This is a genomic window from Rhodococcus sp. ACPA1 (genome assembly GCF_002300195.1).
Taxonomy (GTDB): domain Bacteria; phylum Actinomycetota; class Actinomycetes; order Mycobacteriales; family Mycobacteriaceae; genus Rhodococcus_F; species Rhodococcus_F opacus.
In genome coordinates this window covers 52730-68221 of sequence record NZ_NSDX01000002.1, presented here as the reverse complement: position 1 = coordinate 68221, position 15492 = coordinate 52730, and the positions used below count along the sequence as shown (strand labels likewise).

The following is a 15492-nucleotide window of genomic DNA, read 5'->3' as shown; positions in this document are numbered from 1 at the left end:
CATGTCTCACTCGACACCCGACCGCGATTCGGGGCCGCAGATCATCAGCGAAGATCTGATCTCCCTGGACACCGACCTCGGAGCCTCCAAGGAGGACGTGATCTCCGCGCTCTCCCGGCGTCTGGCCGACGCCGGTCGCGCCACCGAGGCTGACGCTCTCCGCGACGCCGCACTGGCGCGTGAATCACAATCGGCCACGGGACTTCCTGGTGGGATCGCGATCCCCCACTGCCGTTCCGAAGCCGTCGTAGCGGCGTCCCTCGGATTCGCCCGGCTCGCCCCGAAGGTCGACTTCGGTGCCCCCGACGGACCCGCAGATCTCGTGTTCCTCATCGCCGCGCCCGAGGGTGCGGGCGCGGAGCACATGAAGCTGCTCTCCTCGCTCGCGCGGGCGCTGGTGCGCCCCGCCTTCGTCGGGTCACTCCGTGACGCGAAGACCCCCGCCGAGATCGTCACCCTGGTGAACGACGTCCTGGCACCCGCACCCGCCGCCACTCCCGCCGCCACTCCCGCAGCAGCAGCACCTGCGGCCGCAGCACCCACAGCTGCCCCAGCTCCGGCTCCGACGCCCGAACCGGTCGCCCCGGAGAAGGAACCCGAGCCCGAAGAGGGACCGAAGCACATCGTCGCGGTCACGGCATGCCCGACCGGCATCGCCCACACGTACATGGCCGCCGACTCCCTCGTCGCCGCCGGCGAACGCGCAGGCGTCGTCGTCCACGTGGAGACCCAGGGTTCGAGCGGAAGCACACCGCTGGCACCGGGAGTGATCGCGGGCGCGTCCGCCGTCATCTTCGCCACCGATGTCGGTGTGAAGGGCAAGGAACGCTTCGCAGGCAAGCCGGTGGTGGCGTCGGGCGTCAAGCGCGCCATCAACGAGCCCGACACCATGATCACCGAGGCACTGCGCGCGGGCATGAACCCGTCCGCGGCCACCGTGGACGCGGGTAGCGCCGGCAGCGCGGGGGACGAGCCGGCCGGATCGATCGGCTGGGGCACCCACCTGCGCCAGGTGCTGCTCACCGGTGTCAGTTACATGATCCCGTTCGTCGCCGCCGGCGGTCTGCTGATCGCCCTCGGCTTCCTGCTCGGCGGGTACGAGATCTCCGGTCCCGCGGAGGACATCGTCCTCAGCAACTCCCTCGGCCAACTCCCCGAGGGTGGCCTGGCGACGTACCTGGGCGCGGTGCTGTTCCAACTGGGATCGCTGGCGTTCAGCTTCCTCGTACCCGCTCTGGCCGGTTACATCGCCTTCGCCATCGCCGACCGGCCCGGTCTGGCGCCGGGCTTCACCGCGGGCGCCGTGGCGGTCTTCGTCGGCGCCGGATTCATCGGAGGCCTCGTCGGTGGTCTGATCGCCGGCGTGGTCGCGCTGTGGATCAGCCGGATCCCGGTTCCCCAGTGGTTGCGCGGCCTGATGCCGGTGGTGATCATCCCGCTGTTCGCGACGCTGATCGTCGGCGCACTCATGTTCCTGGTCCTGGGCCGTCCGCTCGCCGAGATCACGTCGGGCCTCACGAACTGGCTCAACGGCCTGTCCGGCAGCTCCGTCATCGTCCTCGGCATCATCCTCGGCCTGATGATGTGCTTCGACCTCGGTGGCCCGGTGAACAAGGCCGCCTACGCGTTCGCGGTGGCAGGCCTCAACGTCAACGATCAGGCCTCGCTGCGGATCATGGCGGCCGTGATGGCTGCGGGCATGGTCCCGCCGCTGGCGATGGCTCTCGCGTCGACCGTCCTGCGTCCCAGCCTGTTCAGCGAGGCGGAACGCGAGAACGGCAAGGCGGCCTGGCTTCTCGGCTCGGCGTTCATCTCCGAAGGTGCCATTCCGTTCGCTGCCGCCGACCCGCTGCGCGTCATTCCCTCGATGATGGCCGGCGGCGCCGTCACCGGCGCCCTGATCATGGCGTTCAACGTCACCCTCAGCGCACCGCACGGCGGAATCTTCGTCTTCTTCGCCATCGGCAACCTGCTGTGGTTCCTGGTGGCGCTGGCCGCCGGTGTCGTCGTCGCCGCACTGTGCGTCGTCGGCGCCAAGGAATTCATCAAGCCCGGCGCGTCCGACGCCGAACTCGACCCCGACGTTGCGACAGTCGCAGCGTAAGAGAAACAGATCGACCCGCTCGTCCCGCACCACCCCCACCGACAGAGGAGAGAGTCCATGCCCAGCACCACAGTCGCCGTCGGTTCGTCCATCGGCCTGCACGCCCGTCCCGCCGCCGTCATCGCCGAAGCGGTTGCCGCCGCCGGTGTGCCCGTCACGCTGGCCGTGGCGGACAGCGAACCCGTGGACGCCGGTTCCGCACTGCTCATCATGACGCTCGGCGCCACCAAAGGCACCGACGTCACAGTCACCAGCGACGACGCCGACGCCGTCGAGAAGGTGGCCCAGCTGGTGGCGGCCGACCTCGACGCCTGACCGCTATCCGGCCGTCAGTTGGTGAGACCCAGCTGACGGCCGGTCCAGTCCATCTCCCGCTCGAGCGCCGCACCCCAGGTTGCGCCCTCGTGGCCACCGGGGAGCTCGTAGTACCGCACGTTCAGACCGGCCGCCTGCGCGGCAGCGAACATCCGCTGCTGCTGCGGGCGGTATTCGTCGTCCGCCGCCCCGGCGACGAAGACCCCGGTCAGCTCCGGGAACTGCCGCGTCCTCAGCACGTCGACCGGATTGACCGCCGCGAACGCACGCTCGTCGCCGGCGAACGTCGCCGCAACCGTCCCCGCGTGATCGCCCAGCGAGGGCTCGTCCTGACCGAGGAAGTCGAGAAACGTCGGGTAGATCGCCGGATAGTTCACGGCCAGCTGGATCGAACAGGTTCCCCCGTACGAGAATCCGCCGATCGCCCACTGCGCAGGATCGCGCGACACCTGCAAGGACTTCTCGATCCACGCGGGCACGTCGCGGGCCACATAGGTGGCAGCGTTGCCCAGCGCCGAATCCAGGCACAGCGGATTCGCGTCCTGCGAACCCAGTGCGTCGACCACCACGACGACCGGCGCGAGGCCGTCGTGGCGCGCGGCATACGCGTCCACCGTGGACCCCAGTCGTCCGCTGCTGAACCAGTCCTGGGGACGCCCCGGCTGTCCCGCGATCATCACCATGACGGGGAGCACGGCGCGGGGCGACGTCAGGTACGCCGGCGGCAGATACAGCACGGCCGGCCGGGCCGGGAATCCGGATTCGGTGCCGGGGATCTCGACTTCCGTCACCACACCGGAGCCCGGTGTGCGCACCGGACGTGTCCACACCGAGTCCATCGGGATCCCGGATTGCACAGCGCTTTCGAATCCGGGGACGTCAGCGAACGACACCGGCTCGACGACCGTCGGCGGGCGGTGCCCGGCCAGCGACCCGACGGTCGGGAAGACGCCGACCTCCGCATTGACCTGCCCGACCGCCGCGGCCGCGACCATGGCACCTGCCGTCCCGATCACCACTGCGCGCCGGATGCCGGGCCGCCGGAGCAGGAGGGCCCCTGCGAGTACGAGGACGCCGACGGCGAGCCAGATCCACGCGTATCCCGCCGGCGGTATCTGATTGGGAAGCGGCCGGTACGTCGCCCACACGGCACCCCCGATCACCGCGGTCACGGGCACCGCGACCGCCGCGGCGCGGAGGATCGGCGGCCGGGCGGAACGCGACGCCGCGAGCATCACGACGGTGCCCGCCACCACGGCGACGGTCGATGCGGTCTGGGCGCGACCGTGCTCGAGCGACAGGTGGGCGATACGCGACAACAACTCGTGGGCCTGCACCCCGCCAGTATTCACACCGCGCCGGCCACCGAAAGAATCAGGCTCGCAACATTTCTCGCAAAACAGACCTATCGGGCACGGCGGCGGACCAGGAAGCCGGCGCCGACCAAGAGCACGACCGCGCCGCCGGCGATGCCGATCCCCCACAACGTTCCCGACGAATGCGCCGACACCTCATCCGCGACTGTCTGCGTGCGGGCCTGCTGCTGCACCCTCGATACCGCCCCGGGCAGCGCCTGAATCGGCGGAACCGGACCCTCCCGCGCCTCGGAGGCGATCAGCAGGTCGCCGTTCTCGGTGAACGCGATCGACTCCCCCTGCGGCTGCTGCGGCACGTGTGCGCGCACCACCGGCCCCGCGGCGAACGCGGCGGCGAGGTCGCCGTCCGGCGCCGAGAACAGGAACACGTCGGAGTAGCTGCGGACGGCGGCCACGGTTCCGTCGGCCGACACGGCGCCGCCGGTGAACATCGTCGAATGCAGGGCCGGGGCCGTGGTGCCGCTCCCGGTGGTGGCGTCGTCGGCGCCGTTCGTCTCGGCGACGTCCAGCGTCCCCACCTTCTCGAGCGGGGTCGGGCCGGGGCTCGCGAGGTCACCCACCACGGCGCCCCCCGCAGGCCGGTACACGTTGCCCGCCCCGAACACTTCCTTCGTGACGATCAGCGGGGTGCCGTCGTGCTGGACGAGAACGGTCTCGGCGTCGTGCGGGCCGTCCGGATACGTCAGCCGATGCAGTTCGCCAACGCCGGTGTCGCGGTCCATCGCGATCAGTGCCACCGTGTCGCGTCGGCGTCCGTTGTCCCCGGTATCGGCGAGCCACAGCCGGCCGTCGGGGCCGGATGCCATGTCCTCGACGTCGTACGGATCGACCGGCAGCGGAAGCCACCGCTGCACGGCGCAGTTCCCGTCCAGCACCGCGACCGCGCGATCGGACCCGCTGTCACCGACCGCGTAGAGCAGTCCCCCCGCCGACACGAGCCCCGACAGCTCTTCCAGCGAGGCCTCGTCCGGAGTGCCGACCACCGAATCGTCGGGAGTGCAGAGCGGACCGAATTCCGACGCGTCGACGGCGGTCTGATCGCGGAAGAACGGCTCGGCGGAGCCGGCGCCCGCCGCCGCGAGCGGTGTGCACGCAGCGAGCACTGCGACCGCGACACGGGCCGACCACCGTGAGCGGTCAGGCACTGCCGCTGTACTGAACCAGTGCCGACGCCAGCGCTTCGGGCACCCGCGCATGGACGCGCGTGCCATCCTCTTCGTGGGACGAGTCGAGGATCTGACCGTCCGAGTGGATCCGGGCCATCAGATCTCCCCTGTTGTACGGGAGGAGAACGCTGACCTCGATCTCCGGGCGGACCAGGACATCGCTGAGATGCGCGCGCAACTCGGCGATGCCTTCCCCGGTCCGGGCCGAGACGAACGCCGCACCGGGCAGCAGGCCGCGCAACTGGGTCAGCGTGACCGGGTCGGCCGCGTCGATCTTGTTCACCACGATGAGTTCCGGCGGCGCTGCGGCGTCGTTCTCCCGGATCACCTCGGTGATCACCTCGTGGACGGCCCTGATCTGATCCGTGGGCAGCGGATCGGAACCGTCGACGACGTGGAGCAGCAGATCCGCGTCCGTGACTTCCTCGAGCGTCGACCGGAACGCCTCGATCAGCTGCGTCGGCAGGTGCCGGACGAACCCGACGGTGTCGGTGAGGACGTACTCGCGGCCGTCGTCCAGCGCCGCCCGCCGGGTGGTGGGATCGAGGGTGGCGAACAGCGCGTTCTGCACCAGCACCCCGGACCCGGTCAGCGCGTTGAGCAAGCTCGACTTGCCGGCGTTGGTGTATCCGACGATCGCGATGGACGGGGTCTCGCTCCGCAGACGCCTGGTGCGTTTGGTGTCGCGGGCGGCCTTCATTCCCTTGATCTCACGCCGCAGCTTCGCCATCCGCTCACGGATTCGCCGACGGTCCGTCTCGATCTTGGTCTCACCGGGACCACGCAGACCCACGCCGCCGTTGCTGCCGGCGCGACCACCCGCCTGCCGGGACATCGATTCACCCCAGCCACGCAGTCGCGGCAACATGTATTCCATCTGGGCCAGCGCAACCTGCGCCTTGCCCTCCCTGGACGTCGCATGCTGAGCGAAGATGTCGAGGATGAGGGCCGTCCGGTCGATGACCTTGACCTTGACGACCTTCTCCAGCGCGGTCAGCTGCGCGGGAGTGAGTTCACCGTCGCAGATGACGGTGTCGGCGCCGGTCGAGAGGACGACCTCACGGAGTTCCTCGGCCTTGCCGGAACCGATGTAGGTGGCCGCGTCCGGTTTGTCCCGCCGCTGGACGAGGCCCTCGAGGACCTCGGACCCGGCGGTCTCGGCCAGAGCCGCGAGCTCGGCCATGCTGGATTCGGCCTGCGCCGCGGTTCCCTGCGTCCAGACACCGACGAGCACCACGCGTTCGAGGCGCAGCTGCCGGTATTCGACCTCGGTGACGTCTGTGAGCTCGGTGGAGAGCCCGGCAACTCGGCGCAGCGCACTGCGGTCCTCGAGTTGCATCTCGCCGACCGAAGGGCGCCCGTCGTCGTAGGCGAACTCAGTGGAGTCGGAGATCGGCGATTCTTCTGTGCGATGTGTTTTCGTCATACACCTTCATGATCCCACGGAATGTCGAGGGTGCGCACGTGCATTTCGCGCAGGGCGATCAGGCGAGGCCGTTCCACCAGCCGTCGTCGAGGTTCCCGGACGCCACCAGGACGGACGGTCCGCGCAACGTCGCCCGGCCGTCGGACACCGCCACGGTGACCTGACCACCGGGAATACGGACATTCACCTCACCGGAGTCGGCCCCGTCGAAGCGCAGCGCAGCGGTAGCCGCGGCCACCGTGCCGGTGCCGCACGACCGTGTTTCGCCGACCCCGCGCTCGTGTACCCGCATGTCCACGGCACCGGAATCGATGCTGGTGAGGATCTCCACGTTCACGCCGTGCGGGAAGAAGCCGGGATCGAACCCGGGTGCGGCCGTCAGGTCGAGGGCCGACAGCGACGCCGCCGTGAGGTGCGCATCGACGCACGCCAGGTGCGGGTTGCCGACGTCGATGCCGATCCCGTTGAACACCTTGCCGTCGATGGTCGCAGCACTGGTTCCCAGATCCCGCACCACACCCATGTCGACGGTGACCTCGCCGAAGGCGCCGTCTGCCGAGTGCACGATCACCGGCTTGCCACCGGCCCGGCTGCCGACCACGAACTCGTCGCGCGTCTCGAGCCCCGCCGCACGGAGGTAGTGGGCGAAGACGCGGACGCCATTGCCGCACATCTCCGCGATCGAGCCATCGGCGTTGCGGTAGTCCATGAACCAGTCGTCCTCGGACGTGCCGTCGGGGAGTTCGGCGAGCACACCGGCGGCGGCCAGCGCACCGGCCTTCGCGACGCGCAGGATTCCGTCGGCGCCGAGCCCGCGCCTGCGATCGCACAGCGCCGACACCCGCGCGGCCGACAGGTCGATGCGGACGTCGGGATCCGGGAGGACCACGAAGTCGTTCTCGGTGCCGTGCCCCTTGCTGAAATCCATGCGCACCACTCTAACCAACGGTCGAGCAGGTGCTGTTCATCTACGCTGCCGGGCGATTTCGTAGAGGGCGACGGCACCGGCGGAGGGGGCGCCGAGGGAACTCGCGGCGCCTCCGATCGGGATGTTGACCACCGTGTCGCAGGCGTCGCGCCACGCGGCGCTCATCCCGCGGGTCTCGTTGCCGATGACGAGCACGGTGCCGCCGCCGAAGTCGTGGGCGTCGATGGTGACGGAGCCGGTCTCGTCGGTGCCGACGATGTGCAGGTCGGTTCCGGACGCCCGCCGGGCGTCGCGGAAGGCGAGGATCTCGTCGACGGACGAGACCGTGACAACGGGCATCGCGAAGAGGGATCCGGTGGACGCGCGGACACTCCGGGGGTCGAACGGATCTGCGCCGTGGCCGACGACGACGACCGCGTCGGCGCCGAACGCGTTGGCGGAACGGACGAGGGTGCCCAGATTTCCCGGTGAGGCGGGCCGGTCGAACACGACGATCAGGGGGACGGACTGCAGTCGCAGGTCCTTCAGTCGCGGGGTTCGTGTCTTCGCGACGGCGATCAGTTCCGGCGCGGTGGTGGTCTTCTCACCCAGTTCGGCCATCAGTTCGGCACTGACACCGATCTGTTCGACGGACCGGGCCTCCAGCAGTTCCCGCGCCCAGTCGGACAGTGGCGGGCCGTCGATGCGGTGCAGCAGCGATTCGATCGGCCAGTCGTGTTCCAGCGCCAGGTTGAGGGGACGGACGCCCTGGATCAGGAAGCGTCCCGCCTTCGTTCGCTTGGCGCGGTTGGTGAGGTACGACTGCCACTGCTGAAAGCGGGCGTTGCGGGTGGTCACCAGCAGAGACGGGGCCGGACGGTTGCGTCCGGACGGTGCGCGGCTCATCGTTCTCCCAGTGTTCGGGTCTCGCCGAGGGTGCGGATCGTGGTGTCCGCGAGGTCCGGGTCGCTTCCGTCGACCCAATGGATACGGGTGTCGCGGCGGAACCACGACCGTTGCCTGCGCACGTAGCGCCGGGTACCGATGAACGTGCGCTCCTGCGCCTCGTCGAGGTCGTATTCGCCGTCGAGCCAGGCGAGGACCTGTGCGTAGCCGATGGCCCGGGGTGCGGTGACGCCTTCGCGCAGTCCGACGTCGATCAGCCCGCGCACCTCGTCGACCAGTCCCCGTTCGAACATCAGCCGGGTGCGGAGCCGGATCCGGTCGTCGAGTTCGGCGGTGTCCCGGTCGACACCGACGATGCGTGTGCCCCAGCGCGGTTCGCCGATCCGCGGGGCCGACGCCGCGAACGGCTTCCCGGTGATCTCCACGACTTCGAGAGCCCGGACCAGGCGCCTGCCGTCGGTGGGGAGGATCGACGCGGCGGCGTCGGGGTCCACCCGGCCGAGTTCGGCGTGAACGGCCGCGACGCCCTTCTCGGCGAGGACGGCTTCCCACCGCGCCCGCACGGACGCATCGGTGGCGGGGAAGCTCCACTCGTCGAGCAGCGACTGCACGTACATCATCGATCCGCCGACGATGACCGGCACTGCGCCGCGTGCGGCGATCGCCTCGACGTCGCGGACCGCCGCCTGCTGATAGTTCGCGACGGTGGCCGTCTCCGTCACGTCGAGCACGTCGAGTTGGTGGTGCGGGATTCCGCGGCGCTCGGCCGGGGCGAGTTTGGCGGTGCCGATGTCCATGCCCCGGTACAGCTGCATCGCGTCGATGTTGACGATCTCGCCGCCGACACGTTCGGCCAGGTCCAGTGCGAGATCCGACTTTCCGGTTGCGGTCGGTCCGACGACGGCGATCGGTACGGGTGACGTCACGGACGCCACTCCCCCACGTGGTAACCGACTCCGTAGGGTGCCGCGCTGTACAGCGTCCGGCAGGAAGCGGGCGGCGAGTCGAACACGCCGGCGAGAACCTGCCACGGGACGCGCCCGCCGATGCCGAGGGAATCGCACTCCCCGGGTTCGAGGGCCAGCAGCGCGTCGCGGTCGCCGGTGTCGAGCGCCGCGTCGATCCTGGCCTGCACGCCCTCCGCACGCGGGTCGAACGCGCCCGGCGCCTTCGCCGTGAGAGTGTTCGCGCCGTCCGCGACGATCACCAGCCCCCGCGGCTCCGGATCCCGGTCGAGAAGGGTGCGCAGTTCCGCGCCGTACTCGGCGCACTGGTCCGGCGACAGGTCGGCGGAAAGGATCCGCGCGTCGACGACGGCGTCCGGCGCGCACGTCCCCCGGATCCACCCGGCCGTCAGCGCCGCGAGCGGCAGATCCGGGTCGGGATCGCCTGCCGGACCGGGCCGCAGCGCAACCCGCACGTCGACGCCGTAGCCGCGATAGGTGCCCTGGGCGTCGGAACGTACCACCACCGCGGTGGGTGCCGCTCCGACCGCCACCCACTCGGTGGCGAGCGCGGACAACGCCTTCGCCGCCGTCTGGACCGCATCCCGCAACGGCGCCGTCTCCGCAGCGGCCGCCCCGGTCAGTTCGGGTACCAGTAGCGGTGGGGACGGCACGAGGATGGCGGCGGTGAACACACAGTCACGCTAGTCGACCGTCCACGCGGACCCGACATCCGATTCGGGCGCGGCCGTCAATCGGTACCAACGCGGACCGTCCGACCTGATTCAATAGTCCACAGGGCCCGTACCGGGTTGAATGGAGCCAGCACCCGCCCCGGGTCGTATGGAGCCAGTATTGCGTTCAGGCAGCCGTGACGCGCGGCAGAGATGAGGAACCGATGACCGACAGCAGCGACGCGAAGCCCGCCGTGGAGCCTGCCGCTCAGCAGCACGACACACCGAAGCCCAGCGTCCCGAAGCCCGGTGCCGCCGCGAAACCGGGTGCACCCAAGCCCCACCCCACACCGACACACGCCCTCTCCGCCCCCGCCGTCGCCGCCCCCGCCCACAGTGACCCGAGCAAGTTCGGCCGCGTGGACGACGACGGCACCGCCTGGGTGAAGACCGCCGACGGTGAACGGCAGATCGGGTCGTGGCAGGCCGGAGACGCGGCGGAAGGTCTGGCGCACTTCGGTCGGCGCTTCGACGATCTGGCAACGGAAGTGGCACTCCTCGAGGCCCGGCTCAGTTCCGGTGCGGGCGACGCGAAGAAGACCAAGGCGGCCGCGCTCGCGCTCGCCGAATCCCTCCCGACCGCCGCGGTGATCGGTGACGTCGATTCTCTCGCGGCGCGGCTCGACGTCATCATCGCCGGATCCGACGAGGCCGCGGCCCACGCCAAGCACGAGAAGGAACTGTCGCGCCAGGCGCACACCGAGCGCAAGGAAGCGCTGGCCGCGGAGGCGGAACAGATCGGTGCCGAATCCACGCAGTGGAAGGCCGCCGGCGACCGGCTGCGCGAGATCCTGGACGAGTGGAAGACGATCCGCGGTATCGACCGGAAGGTCGACGACGCCCTGTGGAAGCGGTACTCGAAGGCGCGGGAGGCATTCAACCGGCGTCGCGGCGCCCATTTCGCCGAACTCGACCGCGAGCGCGCCGCCGCCAAGACCAAGAAGGAAGAGCTCGTCGAACGGGCCGAGGCACTGTCCGACTCCACCGACTGGGGTCCCACGGCCGGGGCTTTCCGTGATCTGCTCGCCGAGTGGAAGGCCGCGGGCCGCGCACCGCGAGAAGCCGACGACAACCTGTGGAAGCGGTTCAAGGGCGCTCAGGACGTGTTCTTCGCCGCCCGCAACGCTGCATCCTCCGAACGCGACGCCGAGTTCGAGGAGAACGCGGTCGCCAAGGAAGAGTTGCTGAAGAACGCAGGCCACATCGATCCGGCCAAGGACATCGACGCGGCGAGGGCCGCGCTCCGCGACCTGCAGGAGAAGTGGGACGCCATCGGCAAGGTGCCCCGCGAGCGGATGCACGACCTCGAGGGCAAGCTGCGGGCAATCGAGAAGCGTGTCCGCGACGCCGCCGACGAGGAATGGCGCCGCACCGACCCGGAGGCCCTCGCCCGGGCCGCGCAGTTCCGGGAACGGGTCACGCAGTTCGAGGAGCAGGCCGCCAAGGCGACCGCCGCGGGCAAGACGAAGGACGCCGAGAGCGCCCTCGCGCAGGCCCAGCAGTGGCGCGAATGGGCCGAGGCGGCCGAGGGCGCCGTCAGCGGCCCGTAGGCACGATCAGCCGACGTTCCAGTCGCCGCGTCGCTCCGCTTCGGCGGCAGCGGCGCGGCGTTCTTCTTCCGCGGCCAACTGCAGGGCGGTCCGGCTCCAGACCACCTTCAACCAGTGGAACGTGAGCACGATGACGGTGAGCCAGCCGATGATCAGACCGATCCCCGGTCCGGCCGCCTCGACCCCGGGCGCCGGTGTCTGCCGCGACCAGATGGCGAGCATGCCGAACACGATGGACACGGCGGTTCCGGCGAGGGCCACCCAGGCGAGCGCCCAGCGGCGGGTGACGAGCGCCAGCATCGACACGACGACCCCGAACACCACCTCGAACCACACGAACAGCCGCGACGGCAGCGCGATCGTCTCCGCGCGGGCGTCGTCCCCGTACACCAGCACCTCCCAGCCGTTGGCGATGCCGGAGTGCGGCAACGTCAGCGAACCGAGGAGCACGACCACCGCGACCGCGACGACGAGCGCACGCGCGCCGGGATCGATCTCGCCGGCCACCTTCTTCTCGGCGGCGTCGAAATCCTTCAGGTAACTCTCGATCGGCTCGCTCTCGGCACCCGAACCGTTGTCGCCGGTCCGGTTTCCGTCGTGCCGCTTGTCGTCGAACGGGGTCGTCATGCGTTGCATCCCATCTGGGCGGGTAGTGGTGCGGGCGCACCGATCTGCGGCAGTCCGAGTCCCACGCCGATCGGCGGGGTCTTCGGGGTCACACCCTTCTCGAAGGAGTCGCCCGCGCGGGTGCGGCGGTGGGTCAGGACCGGGGTGTCGGCGACGAGGTGGTGCGGGGCGGCGGCACTGACGACGACGGTGACGACGTCGCCGGGTCGGACGTTCCCGTCGAGGTTCCCCTCGGGCCGGAAGTGGACGAGCCGGCCGTCGCGGGCGCGCCCGCTCATCCGGGCGGTCTCCGCGTTCTTGCGGCCCTCCCCGGCGGCGACGAGCAGTTCCATTTCGGCGCCGACGAGCTTCTGGTTCTCCTCGAGGGTGATCTGTTCCTGCAACGCGATGAGACGCTCATACCGTTCCTGGACGACGGCCTTGGGCAGCTGCTCGTCCATCTCCGCTGCCGGCGTGCCGGGACGCTTGGAGTACTGGAAGGTGAAGGCGCTGGTGAAGCGTGCCTGCCGGACCACGTCGAGGGTGTCTTGGAAGTCTTCCTCGGTCTCACCCGGGAAGCCCACGATGATGTCGGTGGTGATCGCCGCGTGCGGCATCGCGGTGCGGACCTTGTCGATGATCCCCAGGAACCGCGACTTCCGGTAGGAGCGGCGCATCGCCTTCAGCACGCGGTCCGATCCGGACTGCAGCGGCATGTGCAGCTGGGGACACACGTTGGGGGTCTCGGCCATCGCCTCGATGACGTCGTCGGTGAATTCGGCCGGGTGCGGAGACGTGAAGCGCACCCGCTCCAGCCCGTCGATCTCTCCGCACGCGCGCAGCAGCGCGGCGAACGCGCCGCGGTCGCGGGGCTGGTCGGGATCGGCGAAGGACACGCCGTAGGCGTTGACGTTCTGCCCGAGCAGGGTGACCTCGACGACGCCCTCGTTCACCAGGGCCTGTACCTCGGCCAGGATGTCGCCGGGGCGCCGGTCGACCTCCTTGCCGCGCAGCGCGGGCACGATGCAGAACGTGCAGGTGTTGTTGCATCCCACCGAGATGGACACCCAGCCCGCGTACGCCGACTCCCGCTTGGCGGGCAGCGTCGACGGGAACGCCTCCAGCGCGTCGAGGATCTCGACCTCTGCCCGCTGGTTGTGGCGGGCCCGGTCCAGCAATGCGGGGAGCGAACCGATGTTGTGGGTGCCGAACACGACGTCCACCCACGGCGCCTTCTTCACGACGACGTCGCGGTCCTTCTGCGCCAGGCACCCGCCGACCGCGATCTGCATGTCGGGGTTCTGTTCCTTCGCAGGCGCGAGGTGGCTCAGGTTGCCGTACAACTTGTTGTCGGCGTTCTCCCGCACCGCGCAGGTGTTGAAGACGACGAGGTCGGGAGCCTGCCCCGCGGCCGCCTTCGTGTAGCCGGCGTCCTCGAGGAGCCCCGACAGCCGCTCGGAGTCGTGCACGTTCATCTGGCAGCCGTACGTGCGCACCTCGTAGCTGCGGTGAGGGGTCTGGTCGATCGTGTCCACGTATGCCAGGGTACGGCCCGCGCCAAATCGCCTCGTCGCGGCCGGTGTGCGCCCGGACACACGCCCGAAGCCGGACAGTAAAGTTTCCGTGACATCCCGAGGATTCTCGGAGCAAATGGCAGGTGCTCCCGCTCCCAACACATAGGGTCATCGACTATGACGCAAGCCGACGACGCGACGCCGACACCCTCCACGGGCGCGGCCCCGTCCATGATCTCGATGAAATCGGTGAACAAACACTTCGGCGCCCTCCACGTCCTCCAGGAGATCGACCTCGAAGTCCCTCGCGGACAGGTCGTGATCGTCCTCGGACCGTCCGGCTCGGGTAAGTCGACGCTGTGCCGCACCATCAATCGCCTCGAGCCCATCGACTCCGGTGAGATCGCGGTGGACGGCAAGGTACTACCGGCCGAGGGCAAGGCCCTGGCGGCGCTGCGCGCCGACGTGGGCATGGTGTTCCAGTCGTTCAACCTGTTCGCCCACAAGACGATCCTCGAGAACGTGATGCTCGCACCGGTCAAGGTGCGGAAGAAGAGCAGCGCCGACGCGAAGGCGAAGGCCTACGAGCTTCTCGAGCGGGTCGGCATCGCCAATCAGGCGGACAAGTACCCGGCGCAGTTGTCGGGCGGTCAGCAGCAACGAGTCGCAATCGCACGCGCACTCGCCATGAACCCCAAGGTCATGCTGTTCGACGAGCCGACGTCCGCTCTCGACCCGGAAATGGTCAACGAGGTCCTGGACGTCATGACCTCGCTCGCCAAGGAAGGCATGACCATGCTCGTGGTGACCCACGAGATGGGCTTCGCCCGCAAGGTCGGCCACCGTGTTCTCTTCATGGCGGACGGCCAGATCGTCGAGGACGCCGAGCCCACCACGTTCTTCACCGCTCCCAAATCCGAGCGCGCGAAGGACTTTCTCGGCAAGATTCTCAGCCACTGATCCGAAGGAGCGCCGCTGCGGTGCTCTCTCGGTCGACCGTGCTCCACACGCAACACCCGTCATTTCAATTGGAGGAACTCGATGAGGATCAATCGCTCGATTCGCGTGGGAATCGGCGTCATGGCGCTCGCCGTCGTCGCATCTGCCTGTGGTGGAGGTGAAGAGAAGAGCGCATCCCAGAGCGCGTCGGAGGGCAAGCTCACGGTCGGAATCAAGTACGACCAGCCCGGCCTCGGATTGCGCAACCCCGACGGTTCCTTCAGCGGCTTCGACGTCGAGGTGGCCGAATACGTGGCCGGCAAGCTGGGTGTCGCGCCCGAGAACATCGAGTTCAAGGAGTCCCCGTCGGCTCAGCGCGAGACGTTGATCCAGAACGGTGAGGTCGACTACATCGTCGCCACCTACTCGATCACCGACGCCCGCAAGGAGAAGGTCGACTTCGCCGGGCCGTACTTCATCGCCGGACAATCGCTCCTGGTGAAGTCCGACAACACCGACATCACCGGCCCAGATTCGCTCAACGGCGGAAAGAAGCTGTGCTCCGTCACCGGGTCCACCCCGGCGCAGAAGGTCAAGGACACGTACGCGCAGGACGTGCAGCTGCAGGAATTCGACACGTACTCGGCGTGCGTCGAGGCACTGCGTAACGGTGCGGTGGACGCCGTCACCACCGACGACATCATCCTCGCCGGCTACGCGGCGCAGTACCCAGGCGAGCTGAAGGTGGTCGGCGCGCCGTTCACCGAAGAGCGCTACGGCATCGGCCTGGCCAAGGGCGACGACGAGACCCGCGCCAAGATCAACGACGCCATCGACGCGATGATCGCGGACGGCTCGTGGGAGCGCGCGTTCAACGAGACCGTCGGCGCGTCGGGTTACCCGATCCCCGCCCCGCCGACCGTCGATCGGTACTGAGCAACTCACTCATCCGGGTCGGACGACTTCCCATTCGTGGAGTCGTCCGGCCCGGTTCGACACCAACCA

Annotated in this window: 14 protein-coding genes; 5 read left to right on the top strand and 9 right to left on the bottom strand. The window is 69.2% G+C overall.

Features of this window, described 5'->3' with window-relative positions:
* Window position 1: 1 nt before the first annotated feature.
* Together CJ177_RS06915 and CJ177_RS06910 are read left to right on the top strand one after the other, a co-directional pair.
* On the top strand, window positions 2-2104 hold the full coding sequence (locus CJ177_RS06915; protein ID WP_095867486.1) for a fructose-specific PTS transporter subunit EIIC: 2103 nt from the start codon (window positions 2-4) through the stop codon (window positions 2102-2104).
* Between the two features lie 57 nt (window positions 2105-2161).
* Complete coding sequence (locus tag CJ177_RS06910) at window positions 2162-2419, top strand: HPr family phosphocarrier protein (protein ID WP_005240765.1); 258 nt, start codon at window positions 2162-2164, stop codon at window positions 2417-2419.
* A 14-nt stretch (window positions 2420-2433) separates the two neighbouring features.
* Here the strand turns inward: CJ177_RS06910 and CJ177_RS06905 are convergent, their stop codons facing one another.
* From CJ177_RS06905 to CJ177_RS06875, 7 genes are all read right to left on the bottom strand, one after another.
* A complete protein-coding gene (locus CJ177_RS06905) occupies window positions 2434-3756 on the bottom strand; it encodes an esterase family protein (RefSeq protein WP_095867485.1) in 1323 nt (440 codons plus the stop codon).
* 68 nt (window positions 3757-3824) lie between these two features.
* On the bottom strand, window positions 3825-4940 hold the full coding sequence (locus tag CJ177_RS06900; protein ID WP_037179152.1) for a hypothetical protein: 1116 nt from the start codon (window positions 4938-4940) through the stop codon (window positions 3825-3827).
* Entirely contained in the window at window positions 4933-6387 is a 1455-nt protein-coding gene (gene hflX, locus CJ177_RS06895; RefSeq protein WP_005240762.1) for a GTPase HflX, read from the bottom strand. The genes CJ177_RS06900 and hflX overlap by 8 nt, the downstream gene beginning before the upstream one ends.
* Before the next feature lie 58 nt (window positions 6388-6445).
* Window positions 6446-7315 carry a diaminopimelate epimerase gene (gene dapF, locus CJ177_RS06890; RefSeq protein ID WP_095867484.1) on the bottom strand — a complete coding sequence of 290 codons (870 nt, stop codon included), beginning with the start codon at window positions 7313-7315 and terminating at the stop codon, window positions 6446-6448.
* Between the two features lie 36 nt (window positions 7316-7351).
* Complete coding sequence (locus CJ177_RS06885; protein ID WP_095867483.1) at window positions 7352-8200, bottom strand: RNA methyltransferase; 849 nt, start codon at window positions 8198-8200, stop codon at window positions 7352-7354.
* Window positions 8197-9126, bottom strand: coding sequence for a tRNA (adenosine(37)-N6)-dimethylallyltransferase MiaA (gene miaA, locus CJ177_RS06880; protein WP_179443166.1), 930 nt, complete (start codon window positions 9124-9126; stop codon window positions 8197-8199). Before miaA ends, CJ177_RS06885 begins: the two co-directional genes overlap by 4 nt.
* Complete coding sequence (locus tag CJ177_RS06875; protein WP_095867482.1) at window positions 9123-9839, bottom strand: class III extradiol dioxygenase subunit B-like domain-containing protein; 717 nt, start codon at window positions 9837-9839, stop codon at window positions 9123-9125. Before CJ177_RS06875 ends, miaA begins: the two co-directional genes overlap by 4 nt.
* A 203-nt stretch (window positions 9840-10042) precedes the next feature.
* Between CJ177_RS06875 and CJ177_RS06870 the strand changes: the two genes are divergently transcribed.
* Entirely contained in the window at window positions 10043-11428 is a 1386-nt protein-coding gene (locus CJ177_RS06870; RefSeq protein ID WP_095867481.1) for a DUF349 domain-containing protein, read from the top strand.
* Between the two features lie 6 nt (window positions 11429-11434).
* On the opposite strand, the gene CJ177_RS06865 is transcribed toward CJ177_RS06870, so the two are convergent.
* Both CJ177_RS06865 and miaB read right to left on the bottom strand, forming a co-directional pair.
* A complete protein-coding gene (locus CJ177_RS06865; RefSeq protein WP_025432389.1) occupies window positions 11435-12055 on the bottom strand; it encodes a hypothetical protein in 621 nt (206 codons plus the stop codon).
* On the bottom strand, window positions 12052-13569 hold the full coding sequence (gene miaB / locus CJ177_RS06860; RefSeq protein ID WP_095867480.1) for a tRNA (N6-isopentenyl adenosine(37)-C2)-methylthiotransferase MiaB: 1518 nt from the start codon (window positions 13567-13569) through the stop codon (window positions 12052-12054). The genes CJ177_RS06865 and miaB overlap by 4 nt, the downstream gene beginning before the upstream one ends.
* A 210-nt stretch (window positions 13570-13779) precedes the next feature.
* Here miaB and CJ177_RS06855 point away from each other — a divergent pair, with 210 nt between their 5' ends.
* Together CJ177_RS06855 and CJ177_RS06850 are read left to right on the top strand one after the other, a co-directional pair.
* A complete protein-coding gene (locus CJ177_RS06855) occupies window positions 13780-14508 on the top strand; it encodes an amino acid ABC transporter ATP-binding protein (RefSeq protein WP_025432387.1) in 729 nt (242 codons plus the stop codon).
* An 81-nt stretch (window positions 14509-14589) separates the two neighbouring features.
* A complete protein-coding gene (locus CJ177_RS06850; RefSeq protein ID WP_005240753.1) occupies window positions 14590-15423 on the top strand; it encodes a glutamate ABC transporter substrate-binding protein in 834 nt (277 codons plus the stop codon).
* Window positions 15424-15492: the final 69 nt, after the last annotated feature.

Coding starts and splice junctions, on each gene's coding strand:
- CJ177_RS06850 (WP_005240753.1), top strand. CDS start 14,590: ATGAGGATCAATCGCTCGATTCGCGTGGGAATCGGCGTCATGGCGCTC.
- dapF (WP_095867484.1), bottom strand. CDS start 7,315: ATGGATTTCAGCAAGGGGCACGGCACCGAGAACGACTTCGTGGTCCTC.
- CJ177_RS06885 (WP_095867483.1), bottom strand. CDS start 8,200: ATGAGCCGCGCACCGTCCGGACGCAACCGTCCGGCCCCGTCTCTGCTG.
- CJ177_RS06865 (WP_025432389.1), bottom strand. CDS start 12,055: ATGACGACCCCGTTCGACGACAAGCGGCACGACGGAAACCGGACCGGC.
- CJ177_RS06915 (WP_095867486.1), top strand. CDS start 2: ATGTCTCACTCGACACCCGACCGCGATTCGGGGCCGCAGATCATCAGC.
- CJ177_RS06910 (WP_005240765.1), top strand. CDS start 2,162: ATGCCCAGCACCACAGTCGCCGTCGGTTCGTCCATCGGCCTGCACGCC.
- CJ177_RS06855 (WP_025432387.1), top strand. CDS start 13,780: ATGATCTCGATGAAATCGGTGAACAAACACTTCGGCGCCCTCCACGTC.
- hflX (WP_005240762.1), bottom strand. CDS start 6,387: ATGACGAAAACACATCGCACAGAAGAATCGCCGATCTCCGACTCCACT.
- CJ177_RS06870 (WP_095867481.1), top strand. CDS start 10,043: ATGACCGACAGCAGCGACGCGAAGCCCGCCGTGGAGCCTGCCGCTCAG.